This is a genomic window from Citrobacter sp. W9, from assembly GCF_026719375.1.
Classification (GTDB): domain Bacteria; phylum Pseudomonadota; class Gammaproteobacteria; order Enterobacterales; family Enterobacteriaceae; genus Citrobacter; species Citrobacter werkmanii.
This window is the reverse complement of the sequence record NZ_JAPPTE010000001.1, coordinates 935,710-948,686: the sequence shown is the minus strand read 5'-3', so window position 1 is coordinate 948,686 and position 12,977 is coordinate 935,710. Positions and strand designations below refer to the sequence as shown.

The 12,977-nt window shown below is 54.1% G+C and carries 16 protein-coding genes; 5 read left to right on the top strand and 11 right to left on the bottom strand.

Features of this window, described 5'->3' with window-relative positions:
- Nucleotides 1–3: 3 nt before the first annotated feature.
- From flgH to flgB, 7 genes are read right to left on the bottom strand one after another with little or no spacing between them, the layout of a single operon-like run.
- Nucleotides 4–702: a flagellar basal body L-ring protein FlgH gene (gene flgH / locus OOJ59_RS04445; protein ID WP_016152630.1), complete on the bottom strand. Its 699-nt coding sequence runs from the start codon at nucleotides 700–702 to the stop codon at nucleotides 4–6.
- A gap of 57 nt (nucleotides 703–759) precedes the next feature.
- Nucleotides 760–1,542, bottom strand: coding sequence for a flagellar basal-body rod protein FlgG (gene flgG, locus OOJ59_RS04440; protein WP_006685087.1), 783 nt, complete (start codon nucleotides 1,540–1,542; stop codon nucleotides 760–762).
- Nucleotides 1,543–1,555: 13 nt separating this feature from the next.
- Nucleotides 1,556–2,311 (bottom strand): flagellar basal body rod protein FlgF, encoded by a 756-nt coding sequence (locus tag OOJ59_RS04435; RefSeq protein WP_038639704.1) that lies wholly within the window; start codon nucleotides 2,309–2,311, stop codon nucleotides 1,556–1,558.
- Between the two features lie 20 nt (nucleotides 2,312–2,331).
- A complete protein-coding gene (gene flgE, locus OOJ59_RS04430) occupies nucleotides 2,332–3,567 on the bottom strand; it encodes a flagellar hook protein FlgE (protein WP_160956028.1) in 1,236 nt (411 codons plus the stop codon).
- 26 nt (nucleotides 3,568–3,593) lie between these two features.
- Nucleotides 3,594–4,292 (bottom strand): flagellar hook assembly protein FlgD, encoded by a 699-nt coding sequence (gene flgD, locus OOJ59_RS04425; RefSeq protein ID WP_038639698.1) that lies wholly within the window; start codon nucleotides 4,290–4,292, stop codon nucleotides 3,594–3,596.
- 11 nt (nucleotides 4,293–4,303) lie between these two features.
- Complete coding sequence (gene flgC / locus OOJ59_RS04420) at nucleotides 4,304–4,708, bottom strand: flagellar basal body rod protein FlgC (protein WP_006685091.1); 405 nt, start codon at nucleotides 4,706–4,708, stop codon at nucleotides 4,304–4,306.
- A gap of 3 nt (nucleotides 4,709–4,711) precedes the next feature.
- Nucleotides 4,712–5,128 carry a flagellar basal body rod protein FlgB gene (gene flgB, locus OOJ59_RS04415; RefSeq protein ID WP_038639692.1) on the bottom strand — a complete coding sequence of 139 codons (417 nt, stop codon included), beginning with the start codon at nucleotides 5,126–5,128 and terminating at the stop codon, nucleotides 4,712–4,714.
- Between the two features lie 157 nt (nucleotides 5,129–5,285).
- Here flgB and flgA point away from each other — a divergent pair, with 157 nt between their 5' ends.
- From flgA to flgN, 3 genes are all read left to right on the top strand, one after another.
- Nucleotides 5,286–5,945: a flagellar basal body P-ring formation chaperone FlgA gene (flgA, locus tag OOJ59_RS04410; RefSeq protein WP_160956029.1), complete on the top strand. Its 660-nt coding sequence runs from the start codon at nucleotides 5,286–5,288 to the stop codon at nucleotides 5,943–5,945.
- Nucleotides 5,946–6,038: 93 nt separating this feature from the next.
- Complete coding sequence (gene flgM / locus OOJ59_RS04405) at nucleotides 6,039–6,332, top strand: flagellar biosynthesis anti-sigma factor FlgM (protein ID WP_003832153.1); 294 nt, start codon at nucleotides 6,039–6,041, stop codon at nucleotides 6,330–6,332.
- A 3-nt stretch (nucleotides 6,333–6,335) separates the two neighbouring features.
- The gene (gene flgN, locus OOJ59_RS04400; protein ID WP_069323314.1) at nucleotides 6,336–6,758 is read left to right on the top strand and encodes a flagella biosynthesis chaperone FlgN; all 423 of its coding nucleotides are present in this window, start codon (nucleotides 6,336–6,338) and stop codon (nucleotides 6,756–6,758) included.
- 84 nt (nucleotides 6,759–6,842) lie between these two features.
- On the opposite strand, the gene murJ is transcribed toward flgN, so the two are convergent.
- The 4 genes from murJ to rimJ all read right to left on the bottom strand — a co-directional run bounded on the left by murJ (nucleotide 6,843) and on the right by rimJ (nucleotide 10,766).
- Nucleotides 6,843–8,378, bottom strand: a complete 1,536-nt coding sequence (gene murJ / locus OOJ59_RS04395) for a murein biosynthesis integral membrane protein MurJ (RefSeq protein ID WP_038639684.1) — start codon at nucleotides 8,376–8,378, stop codon at nucleotides 6,843–6,845.
- A 198-nt stretch (nucleotides 8,379–8,576) separates the two neighbouring features.
- Nucleotides 8,577–9,500, bottom strand: coding sequence for a Gfo/Idh/MocA family protein (locus OOJ59_RS04390; RefSeq protein WP_150344897.1), 924 nt, complete (start codon nucleotides 9,498–9,500; stop codon nucleotides 8,577–8,579).
- 1 nt (nucleotide 9,501) lies between these two features.
- On the bottom strand, nucleotides 9,502–10,149 hold the full coding sequence (locus OOJ59_RS04385) for a YceH family protein (protein ID WP_137351516.1): 648 nt from the start codon (nucleotides 10,147–10,149) through the stop codon (nucleotides 9,502–9,504).
- A 32-nt stretch (nucleotides 10,150–10,181) separates the two neighbouring features.
- Entirely contained in the window at nucleotides 10,182–10,766 is a 585-nt protein-coding gene (gene rimJ / locus OOJ59_RS04380) for a ribosomal protein S5-alanine N-acetyltransferase (protein ID WP_006685101.1), read from the bottom strand.
- Nucleotides 10,767–11,025: 259 nt separating this feature from the next.
- Here rimJ and mdtH point away from each other — a divergent pair, with 259 nt between their 5' ends.
- Both mdtH and OOJ59_RS04370 read left to right on the top strand, forming a co-directional pair.
- Nucleotides 11,026–12,234, top strand: a complete 1,209-nt coding sequence (gene mdtH / locus OOJ59_RS04375) for a multidrug efflux MFS transporter MdtH (protein ID WP_160956030.1) — start codon at nucleotides 11,026–11,028, stop codon at nucleotides 12,232–12,234.
- A 114-nt stretch (nucleotides 12,235–12,348) separates the two neighbouring features.
- The gene (locus OOJ59_RS04370) at nucleotides 12,349–12,909 is read left to right on the top strand and encodes a lipoprotein (protein WP_038639673.1); all 561 of its coding nucleotides are present in this window, start codon (nucleotides 12,349–12,351) and stop codon (nucleotides 12,907–12,909) included.
- The last annotated feature ends 68 nt before the right edge of the window (nucleotides 12,910–12,977 follow it).

Genomic DNA, 12,977 nt, shown 5'->3' with positions numbered 1-12,977 from the left:
CGCTTACATCGGCGATAAGTTAAGGAAGAAACGCTGCAACCAGCCCATATTTTGCGCTTCATTGATGTAGCCGTTGCCGACGTACTCAATACGCGCATCCGCAACCTGAGTTGACGGTACGGAGTTGCTGCCACTGATGGTGCGCGGGTTAACGACCCCAGAGAAGCGAATGAACTCAGTGCCCTGATTAATGGCGATCTGTTTTTCACCCACGACATGTAAATTGCCATTCACCAGAACCTGATCGACCGTTACGGTCAACGTACCGCTGAAAGTATTGCTGGCGTTCGCGCCGCCTTTACCGTTAAAGGTGTTCCCACCGGAGGCTTCTACGTCGGCACGTTCGTTACCAAACAGCCCTTGCAGGTAGCGCGGTACGGTATCAAAACCAAAGTTGGTCTTGCCGTCGCGGCTGGCGTTTGCCGAGGAGCTTTTGCTCGCGCTGACGTTTTCCTGCAATACGATGGTCAGCGTATCGCCAATATTGCGCGGACGGCGGTCTTCGAAGAGCGGCTGATAACCGTAGTTAATCGGCTGTGCCGACTGGAAGATTGAGCCATTCGCCACCGGCGTCGGGCCTGGAACCGGTTGAGCAGATGTCGCGCCCTGCACGAGCGGCGTGGCTGGGATCCAGGCGCACCCTGTCAGTGAAACCACCAGCAGAGCTAAAATTGGGTATGGGTGAAGCGCGTATTTTCGCATTGCGGTCATCTTCAAAATCAGTGTGCCGGTGAGGTTCTCACCCCACCGGACTCCACTTTAGAGTTGCGTCAGTTTTTGCAGCATCTGATCGGTGGTCGATACCGCTTTACTGTTGATTTCGTAAGCGCGCTGAACCTGGATCATGTTTACCAGCTCTTCCGCCACGTTGACGTTAGAAGTTTCAACATACCCCTGGTACAGCAGACCCGCGCCGTTCAGCCCCGGCGTGCTCTCATTCGGCGCGCCGGATGACTGCGTTTCGGTGTACAGATTCTCACCAATACTTTCCAGGCCGGTGTCGTTCATAAAGGTGGTCAGGTTAAGCTGCCCGACCTGAACAGGCGCAGCCTGACCCTGCTGGGTCACACTGACAATACCGTCACGTCCAATGGTGATGCTGAGCGCGTTAGCCGGGATGGTGATGGCAGGCTGAACCTGAAAACCACCCGCCGTCACTAACTGACCGTTCTGATCCACCTGGAAAGAACCGTCACGGGTATAAGCTGACGTACCATCAGGCAGCATGACCTGGAAAAAGCCCTGGCCTTTAATCGCTACATCTTTACTGTTATTGGTTTGCGACAGGTTCCCCTGGCTGTGTAAACGCTCGGTTGCCACCGGACGCACACCGGTACCAATCTGCAAACCGGACGGCAGTGTGGTTTGTTCAGAAGACTGGGCGCCAGGCTGGCGAATCGTCTGATACAACAGATCTTCAAACACCGCACGTTGGCGCTTAAATCCGTTGGTGCTGACGTTTGCCAGGTTGTTGGCAATCACATCCATGTTGGTTTGCTGCGCATCCAGGCCGGTTTTGGCGATCCATAATGAACTGATCATAAAATGTCCTGTGTTAACTCATCGACAGCAGTTGGTTAGCGCGGCCCGCGTTATCATCCACGCTACTGATAATCTTCATCTGCATTTCAAAGCGGCGGGCGTTGGCAATCATGTCGCTCATCGCGGCAACCGGCTTGACGTTACTACCTTCCAGCACGCCCGACATAACGCGGATGCTCGGATCGGCCTGTAACGTCGCGCCACGGGTAGCCTGTGCGGCCTGAGTCAGACGGAACATACCGTCGTCGCCACGTTGCACTTCATTCCCCGTCGCCTTCACCAGTTTCAGACGCCCAACGGGCGCAACCGTATTAGCCGGATCGCCTGGGTTAAGCGCCGAGATCGTCCCGTCAGCCGCAATGGTGACTTCGGAACCTTCTGGTACGGCTATCGGCCCGGCTTCACCGATTACCGGATGCCCCTGAATAGTGAGTTCACCCGTAGGGCTTACCTGAATGGCGCCATTACGGGTATACCCTTCACTACCGTCTGCGGTCTGGACAGCCAACCAGCCGTCCTGTTGCAACGCCACGTCCAGCGGGCGTGAGGTATAGTCCATCTGGCCCGGCGTCATGTCGGCCCCCGGCGTGGAGGCCACCACCAGCGTACGCGTCGGCAAAGACAAACCTTCAACGGGAACCGCACGCAGCGCATTGAGCTGCGCACGAAAGCCCGGCGTGGAGGCGTTTGCCAGGTTGCTGGCCGTCACCGCCTGTTGATTCAGCGTCTGACTGGCCGCGCCCATAGCGGTATAAATTGCGTGATCCATTAAGCCATCCCGTCAGGCGCTTAGCGCAGGTTGACCAGCGTGTTGAGGATCTGATCCTGGGTTTTGATGGTCTGCGCGTTCGACTGATAGTTACGCTGAGCGACGATCATATTCACCAGTTCTTTACTCAAATCCACGTTTGAGGCCTCCAGCGCGCCGTTGGTCAGTTTGCCGAAGTTACCTTCGCCTGCGGTACCCAGCAGCGCCACGCCGGAAGCCTGTGTAGCCGCCCAGACGTTGTCGCCCCGAGACGCCAGACCTTCATTGTTGGCAAAGTTTGCCAGCACGATCTGGCCCAGTACCTGTTGCTGTTCGTTGGAGTAATTACCGACCACGGTACCGTCATTGTTAATCTGGTAGCTCACCAGATCGCCCGGCTTGTAGCCGTTCTGATTCGTGGCGACGATGTTGTTGGCACCGGTGTTCTGCTGCATGGAGTTCAGGAAGCTCAGGGAGAATTTTGCGGTATCTGCACCGTTAATTTGCCCTGTTTCGATGTTGATATCCGTTCCTGCTGGCGTACCGGTTGCCGTAGCGCTAATCCCTAAAAACGCACCATTTTCGTTAAACTGCATAAACCCGGCTGATTTTGCGGGGTCGCCGGTTGAGGCATCCTGTGTGTGAATTTCCCAGGTGTTGCTCTGCGCGTTTTTGACATAAAAAATATTCATGTCATGGGCGTTACCCTGACTATCGAAAACGGTAACAGTGCCTTTTTTGTTGTAGGAATCCGCATCGTTTGGATTAAACGGCGTTTTGCTTGGCACCTTGTCAGTGGAGTTCAGGTTGATCTGCATTGACGCGGTAGTCGTGGTTTTCGCCGCCATCAGCGTATTCGGAATAGTGATCGGTGCCGGGTTAGCACCTTGCTGTATTGTCGGCGGTGTACCGGTAGCAGGATAACCTGTCAGTTGCAGCCCCTGCATGTTAACGATATTGCGGTTTTCATCGAGCTTGAACTGACCGTTACGGCTGTAGAATACAGAGCCGTTGCTGTCTACCATACGGAAAAATCCGTTCTGGCTGATAGCCACATCCAGTCCGCGTCCGGTATTGGTGGTAGTACCATCGGTAAAGTCCTGAGTAATACCCGCAACTTTAACCCCCAGGCCCACTTTAGAACCGGCGAACATATCGGCAAAAGAAGCCGTACCAGATTTAAAACCGTAGGTAGCGGAGTTGGCGATGTTATTACCAATGACATCGAGGTTGGTCGCTGCAGCGTTCAGACCGCTGACCGCTTGAGAAAAGGCCATGACTTACTCCTGATAAGTGTGAGGGCTTAGATTATTTGCCGTACTTCGTCGAGGGTGGTGGTTCCATAGGTGCCCAGGTCCAGCGTATTACCGCCGTTACTGCGAATAACACCCTGCACCAGCGCAAACTGAAGCGGCTGTGCCACCAGTTGCGTTCCGCCATTGCTGGCAGCAATTGAGACGTTATAAGAACCGCTTGGCGCATCCGTGCCATCGGTCATGGTGCCGTCCCAGGTAAAGGTATGAACTCCTGCTTTCAAGCCGCCGATATCAATAGTGCGTATCACTTTGCCGTCTTTATCGGTAATCGTTGCAGTGACCTTATCTGCCGGCTGCTGCAGCTCAACGCCAAACGGCGTGGTGGTGGTTTTCGCGCCCTCTTCCGTACCTTTACCGGTCAGGATGGTGGTGCCGGGGATCATGACGCCGTGACCAATCAACGTACTGGCCTGCAGCGACTGACTGTTGTCGATCTGCCCGGAAATAGACCCCAGCGTGGTGTTCAGTTTCTCAATCCCACTCACGGTGCTAATTTGCGCCAGTTGGGTGGTCAGTTCGTTGTTTTGCAGCGGGTTGGTTGGGTCCTGGTTTTTCAACTGTGCGACCAGCAGCGTCAGAAAACTGCTTTGCAGGTCAGCGGCATTACTGCCCGTCAGGGAGCTATTCCCGGTAGCGGCTTTAACGCCTGCATTGCTCGGGTCATTCATGGTTACAGCAACAGACATGTGCGTCTCCTTTACTGGCCTAACGTAAGCGTTTTGAGCATCAAGCTTTTCACGGTGTTGAGCACTTCGACGTTTGCCTGGTAGCTACGCGAAGCGGACATGGTGTTGACCATCTCGCCGACGACGTCCACATTCGGCATTTTTACGTAGCCGTTCGCATCGGCCAGCGGATTACCCGGCTCATACACCAGCTTATCCGGCGCCTGGCTTTCAATAACGTCAGCCACTTTTACGCCGCCTGTAGCCGCCCCTGGCGCGGCATCAACCTGAAAAACAACCTGCTTGGCGCGATACGGTTGACCGTCGGGTCCGGTGACGCTATCCGCATTCGCCATGTTGCTGGCCGCCACGTTCAGACGCTTAGACTGCGCCGTCAGCGCAGAGCCTGCGATATCAAAAATATTTAACAGCGCCACGAATTAGTTCCCTCCTTGCAGCACGTTCATCATGCCTTTGATTTGTCCGCCCAACGCGGTCAGCCCCATTTGATATTTGAGGCTGTTGTCTGCAAATTGCGTACGTTCCCGGTCCATATCAACCGTATTACCATCCAGAGACGGCTGGTCAGGAATGCGATAGAGCAATTCCGTAGCGGGAGCAGAAGCGGTTTGGGCCGGAATATGTTGTGCAGAGGTCAGCGTCAACGAGACGCCGCCGGTTTGTTCCCGTCCACGCACCATGACTTTTTTCAATTCACTGGCGAAATCCAGATCGCGCGCCTGATACCCCGGCGTGTCGGCATTGGCAATGTTGGCGGCCAATATTTCCTGGCGCTGGGCGCGCAAATTCAGCGCTTCCTGTTGAAAACGTAAGGCGGCGTCGAGCTTATCGAGCATATCTCCTCCGCAAATGACAAAATTCAGCCGACAGCTTAAATCCCATTACGCGCGCGTTATCGCCGGAATAAACGCAAAATGCGTCGCTATTTGTTGCGTTGATGACTGCGTCACACAGGTAAAATCCTGCCACTACCTGAAAAAGCGCGAGGTTTTGATGCAAACGTTTAAACGTGGAATAGTTGCGGCAGCACTGCTGTTCAGCCCTATGACGCTGGCGCAAGACCTGAATTCACAGCTGACGGCATGGTTTTCCCAACGTCTGGCCGGATTTAGCGATGAGGTGGTCGTCACTATCCGTACGTCGCCTAACCTACTGCCCAGTTGCGAGCAACCCGCATTAAGCGTGTCAGGCAACGCGAAACTGTGGGGGAATGTGAACGTGCTGGCCCGCTGCGCCAACGAGAAACGTTATTTGCAGGTGAATGTGCAGGCCACGGGAAACTACGTGGTTGCCGCCGCGCCCGTCGCCCGGGGCAGTGCGCTAACCCCGACCAGCGTGACGTTAAAGCGAGGCCGGCTGGACCAACTGCCGCCGCGCGCCGTGTTAGATTTGAATCAGGTGCAGGACGCGGTGAGTCTGCGCGATCTGGTTCCCGGTCAGCCGATACAGCTTTCAATGTTGCGCCAGGCCTGGCGGATCAAAGCTGGCCAACGCGTACTGGTTATCGCCAATGGCGATGGCTTTCGGGTGAATGCCGAAGGTAAAGCGCTGAACAATGCCGCCGTCGCACAGAATGCGCGAGTGCGGATGATTTCCGGCCAGGTGGTGAGCGGCATCGTCGATTCTGATGGGAATATTCTTATTAACCTATAATAGGTTAAAGATTTTTTAGCGTGTGCCGATAGATAAACAACCAATGATTACAGCGGGCCGCTATAGCGTACCCCCTCGATGAGGATAAACAAAATGAGCATTGATCGTACCTCACCATTGAAGCCAGTCAGTACCGTTCAGCCACGTGAAACCAGCGATGCGCCGGTACAAAAAGCGCGGAAGGAAAAAACCACCGCGACCACCAGCACCAGCGTCATGCTGAGCGACGCCCAGGCCAAACTGATGCAGCCCGGCACCAATGACATCAATATGGAACGCGTCGAAGCATTAAAAACCGCGATCCGTAACGGTGAGTTGAAAATGGATACCGGAAAAATTGCTGACTCGCTCATTCGCGAGGCACAGAGCTACTTACAGAGTAAATAAAGTATGACTCGTTTGTCAGAAATACTTGATCAGATGACAACCGTCCTCAATGACCTGAAAACGGTAATGGATGCTGAGCAGCAGCAGCTTTCCGCCGGATATATCAACGGCAGCCAGCTACAGCGTATTACAGAAGAAAAAAGCTCTTTGCTGGCAACCCTTGATTATCTGGAGCAGCAGCGCCGTCTGGAGCATGACGCCACGCGCAGCGCCAACGATGAGATTGCTGAACGCTGGCAGACGATCACTCAAAAAACGCAGCATTTGCGCGACCTCAACCAGCACAACGGATGGCTGCTGGAAGGGCAAATTGAGCGTAATCAACAAGCGATTCAAGTGCTGAAACCGCACCAGGAGCCGGCGCTGTATGGCGCAAACGGTCAAACCTCTGCTGCGCACCGCGGCGGGAAAAAATTCTCTATTTAATGCCAGCCTGATCGCTCGCAGCTTTCAGGCCAGCGCGTTCTGCAGGCCGGATCCGGCGTAACGCCGCCATCCGGCAATTATCGGTTACGCTGTCCGGCGCACAAACTCTTTCACTTTAAAGCCCAGCACAGCAAGTGCGGCGAAGTAAGCTGCAATCCCAGCCACCACGACGGCCATCAGACGCAGTAAACGCCACAACATCGTTCCCTGCGACCAGTCCGGCATGATATAGAGCATCCCGAACAGGACCGCTGACATCACCACGACGGAAATCACCAGACGCGCCAGAAACCAGGCCCAGCCCGGTTGCGGGGTAAAGATTTTCTGTTTACGCAACTGCCAGTAAAGCAGTGACGCGTTCAGACATGCCGCCAGACCAATCGACAGCGACAGCCCGGCATGCTTCAGCGGGCCGATAAACGCCAGGTTCATCACCTGAGTCATAATCAGCGTCACAATAGCAATTTTCACCGGCGTTTTAATATCCTGGCGCGAGTAAAAACCAGGAGCCAGAACTTTCACCACGATCAAACCAATCAAACCGACCGAGTATGCCACCAGCGCGCGCTGGGTCATGGCGGCATCAAAGGCGGTAAATTTACCGTACTGAAACAAAGAAACCGTCAGCGGTTTTGCCAGAATACCCAACGCCACAGCGCTGGGTAATGCCAGCAGAAAACACAGACGCAGCCCCCAGTCCATCAGACGACAATATTCATCATGATTACCGCTGGAAAAGCTTTTTGATAGCGATGGCAACAGGATAGTCCCCAGCGCCACGCCAAGGACGCCGGACGGGAACTCCATCAAACGGTCGGCGTAATACATCCAGGAAACCGAGCCGGAGGCCAGAAATGAGGCGAAAATCGTATTGATGATCAGTGAAATCTGGCTGACGGAAACCCCGAGGATCGCCGGCCCCATTTGCTTGACGACGCGCATCGCCCCCGCATCGCGGAAGTTCACGCGCGGCAGCACCAGCATGCCAATTTTCTTCAGATGCGGCAGTTGATACACCAGTTGCAGCACGCCGCCAACGGTCACGGCCCATGCCAGCGCCAGTACCGGAGGATTAAAATAAGGCGCGGCAAACAGCGCAAAACCGATCATGCTGATATTCAAAAAGGTCGGCGCAAACGCCGGAATAGAAAAGCGGTTCCAGGTGTTAAGGATTGCGCCGACCAGCGAGGCCAGTGAAATCAGCAGGATATAAGGAAAGGTGATCCGCAGCAGTTGGGTAGTCAAGGCAAATTTGTCGGCGGTGTCGGCAAACCCTGGCGCAGTGACTAAAATCACCCACGGCGCAGCCAGCATCCCGGCAACCGTCACCACGGCCAGCGCCAGCGTCAGCAGCCCTGAAACATAGGCAACAAACACGCGGGTAGCATCCTCACCCTGCTTACTTTTGTATTCAGCCAGAATAGGCACAAACGCCTGAGAAAATGCGCCTTCAGCAAAAATTCGGCGTAGCAGGTTAGGAAGTTTGAAGGCCACAAAAAAGGCATCGGTCGCCATCCCTGCGCCAAAGATTCTGGCGACAATCGCATCACGCGCAAAACCCAGCACACGTGAAAACATCGTCATCGAGCTGACGGCTGCCAGCGACTTTAATAAATTCATCTATGTTGTATTCCAGACCCTGAGGCAAAACCCCGTATAACCAACATCGCCATCCGGCAATGTCACTGTGCCTGATGGCGACGCCGCAGCGTGTTATCAGGCCTACAAGCCAGCCTATGGTTGAAAAGAGGTGTTATTTTGAGTTGGCATATAGTACCTGGATTACAATGAATTACTACCGCCAGATGTTACAGGCGGTTATTCAGCCATCGCCTCCCGCCATAGCTTTTCGACAACACGCTGGGCCAGTAGCGCCTGCTCGCCTGCCGTCTGAGGAACCGTCTGATTTTGCACACACTCCATGAAATGCCGCGCACATCCGGCAAAACCTCGCTGTTCTAAGGTCGTTTGCCAGCCTGCTACCGGCTTGTGTACGACACCTTGCCCGCGTTCTTCCCGCCATTCCCGCATATCTGTGACGTCAATCAGTCCCCCATCGGTCACCGCCTGAACGCACTCCCGCTGGCTACCGGCACGCCGATGCATACTGGTTGTTATCTGTAGCTGATCGACAGAAAAATGGTGCTCGGCGTAAAGCATCGCGCCAGCGTCATTAGTCAGCAGAGTACCGCTATTTAACTGCGCCTTCCCTCCTGCCAACCACAACGCAGTATCGACCACGTGCAGATAGTCATCCAGCAGAGTGAAACGCAGGTCATGCGGCCCCACGCTGTCCGAACGATGCTTATCCATACGCACAGACGCTGCGTTGCCCAACATGGCTTTGAGATCCTGATACAGCGGCGCAAATCGGCGGTTAAAGCCGACCATCAACGTCAGTTTTTTCCGCGCGGCCAGCTCGACCAGTTGTTCAGCCTCACGCAGGTTTTCCGCCAACGGTTTATCCACACACACATGGACCCCGGCATTCAGGAGTTCACTGACCACCGCAAAATGCGTCGCGGTGCTGGAATGGACGAAAACCGCGTCGCAGGTTTTCGCCAGATTCACCAGGGAGTCAACGTAGGGTATGCGCCAGGTCTCACAGACACGCAGCGCTTTTTCCCGCGAAGGTGAAAACGCGCCTTGCAGCGTCCAGTCTGCGGAACTGCCCAGTACGGGCAGCCAAGCTTTTTGCGCAATGCCACCCAGACCGACAACACCGATACGTAATTTATTCACGTTAGTCTCCCAGGTGCGCCAACAAAGAATCCAGCCGCTGCTTAAGTTCCGCGACTTCTGTTTCCAGGGCTTCAACGCGCGCCTGCAGATCGCCAGACGCGACCGGGAGTTCATCTGCCGCAGCGATGGGCTCATCAACATCACCGCAAAACAGGTGCATATAGCGACTTTCGCGTTTACCCGGCTCGCGCGCCAGACGGATCACATAAGGGCCATCTTCACGGGTCGCCAGTTTTTCCAGCGTCGACTCCACTTCAGCCATATCGCGGAATTCGTACATTCGCGAAGCACGGCTTCGCAGTTCGCCCGGCGTTTGCGCGCCGCGCAGCAACAGCGTGGTGACCAGCGCCACCTCGCCTGCGCTGAGTTTCAGATTGCCAAATTCAGAGTTGCAGAAACGCTGCTCATATTTCGTGACGCGATTACCAAAGCCGTTCACCGTACGCAGAAAATGCCGCTTCACCAGGTTATCAAGCTGATCCTGCACTTCAGATTCCGACAGATTCATCACCGGTTCACGATTCGTTTTTTGATTGCAGGCGGTGACGACGCCATTGACAGAAAGCGGATACTGTTCCGGCGTGGTGACTTGTTTTTCCAGTAAACAGCCAATCACGCGTGCTTCGGTGGCGGTTAATTCGTATTTCATCGTCTTCTCCATTATTCAGGCTAACCTGAAACTTAGCGGCCAGGGGTCCATTCTGATGTGGTCAACGCCGTCAGCACATGATCGCGCCACTGCCCGTCAATCAGCAGGTAATCTTTGGCATACCCTTCTTTTTCAAAACCGAGTCGCGCCAGCAAGTCACCACTACGTTTATTGTGCGGCATATAGTTCGCCATAATGCGGTGAATATGCTGCGTGCGCTGCATATAACGAATGGCCGAGGTTAAAGCTTCGTACATCAGCCCCTGCCCCTGCCACTTTTGCGCAATGGAATAACCGAGATAACAAGCGTGGAAAGATCCCCGCACCACGTTCGAGAAGTTCGCGACGCCGATAATCTCTTTTTCTTCCGGATCGAGCAGCGCAAAATAATACGCGGTGCCTTGTTTATGAAACTCAGAGATCATACTCAGACGCGCCTGCCAGCCGGAGGGATAACAGTGGCTTTCATCGCGAATAGGTTCCCAGGGTTTTAAGAAATGACGATTTTCTGCGTAATAATCTGCCAGACGCCAGGCATCACGCTCGTGCACTAAACGCACGACCAGGCGGTCCGTGGTTAAGCGCACTTTTGGCACGTTACTGCGATAGCCAAACATTCTATACCTACTCCTTCCCGTAACGTCTTCAATACGCTATTCGCGATACTATACCTGTGCAAATATGCCCTTTGAAAAGAGCAAATTGCCATTTTTTGAATTATTCACACATTTTGATGAAAACTCTCTATCAAGACGGGCTTTTGATAAAAAAATATTGTCCCGCCAAGGGTGGGAAAAGCGATGACGACACCGCAGAATAGGAGATGCTTATCTTTTAAACTCTAACCAGAGTGACGAGTTTTTCCCGGGAGGGGAAATGTCGCAAGTCTCGCAGGCAAGGAACCTGGGTAAATACTTCCTTCTCATCGATAATATGCTGGTCGTGCTGGGCTTCTTCGTCGTTTTCCCGCTGATCTCAATTCGCTTCGTCGACCAAATGGGCTGGGCTGCCGTTATGGTCGGGATCGCGTTAGGATTGCGTCAATTTATTCAGCAGGGTCTGGGTATTTTTGGCGGCGCTATTGCTGACCGTTTCGGCGCAAAACCGATGATCGTCACCGGTATGCTGATGCGCGCCGCCGGGTTCGCCACCATGGGTATTGCCCACGAGCCTTGGCTGCTGTGGTTTTCCTGTTTTCTTTCCGGGCTGGGCGGCACGCTGTTCGACCCTCCCCGTTCGGCGCTGGTGGTCAAACTGATCCGCCCGGAAAAGCGCGGGCGTTTTTTCTCTATCCTGATGATGCAGGATAGCGTAGGCGCCGTGGTTGGCGCGTTACTTGGCAGTTGGCTGTTACAGTACGATTTCCGCCTGGTCTGCGCGACAGGAGCCATTTTGTTTGTTCTGTGCGCGGTGTTTAACGCCTGGCTACTCCCGGCATGGAAATTGTCGACGGTAAAAATTCCGGTACGTGAAGGGATGGGCCACGTGATGCATGACAAACGTTTTGTCACCTATGTGCTGACGCTGGCGGGTTATTACATGCTGGCGGTACAGGTCATGTTAATGCTGCCAATCATGGTGAACGACATCGCTGGCTCGCCTGCCGCCGTGAAATGGATGTATGCCATCGAAGCATGCCTCTCGTTAACGCTGCTCTACCCTATTGCCCGGTGGAGTGAAAAACGTTTTCGCCTGGAACATCGCCTGATGGCCGGTCTGCTGGTGATGTCTCTGAGCATGATGCCCATCGGTCTGGTCGGCAATTTACAGCAGCTATTCACGCTGATCTGCACCTTCTATATCGGCTCGATCATCGCCGAACCGGCGCGTGAAACCCTGAGCGCCTCGCTGGCCAATGCACGGGCGCGAGGAAGTTACATGGGCTTCAGCCGACTTGGGCTCGCCATCGGCGGCGCAATTGGTTATGTCGGCGGCGGCTGGCTGTTTGATATGGGCAAAGCCCTGGCGCAGCCTGAATTGCCATGGATGATGCTCGGTATTATCGGCTTCATCACCTTCCTGGCTTTGGGCTGGCAATTCAGCCACAAACGCCCGACGCGCGGCATGCTGGAACCCGATGCCTGATAGCTAATCCGGCGCACGAGCACTTTTCAGTTTTTTCTGCTGGTGCCCGGGGCGCTGGTACTCGATGATGCTTTGTGTCACGATTACGCCATATGCATCATGTTGAGGACTCCCATGAAAAAGCTTTTTTTTGCCGCTGCACTGATTGTCGGCGGCCTGTTGGTTGGTTGTAATCAACTCACGCAATATACGGTTAGCGAGCAAGAGATTAATCAGGCGCTGGCGAAGCATAATAACTTTTCAAAAGATATCGGTTTGCCCGGCGTCGCTGAAGCACACATCGTACTGAGCAATCTCGCCAGTCAGATAGGGCGTGAAGAGCCTAATAAAGTGACTCTGACGGGTGATGCCAATCTGGACATGAATTCCCTGTTTGGCAGTCAGAAAGCCACCATGAAGCTGAAACTTAAAGCGCTACCGGTCTTCAATAAAGAGAAAGGCGCGATTTACTTGCAAGAGATGGAAGTCGTGGACGCGACCGTCACACCTGAAAAAATGCAGTCGGTACTACAAACGCTGATGCCGTATTTAAACCAGTCGCTGCGTAATTACTTTAATCAACAGCCTGCCTATGTTCTGCAGGACGACAGCAGTCAGGGTGAAGCGCTGGCGAAAAAACTGGCGAAAGGTATAGAAGTGAAACCGGGCGAAATCATCATCCCATTCACCGACTAATAAACCAGAGGGCGCTGATGCGCCCTTTTTTTTCGTGCAAACGAAAACGTTTCCGCTTATCCTTTGTT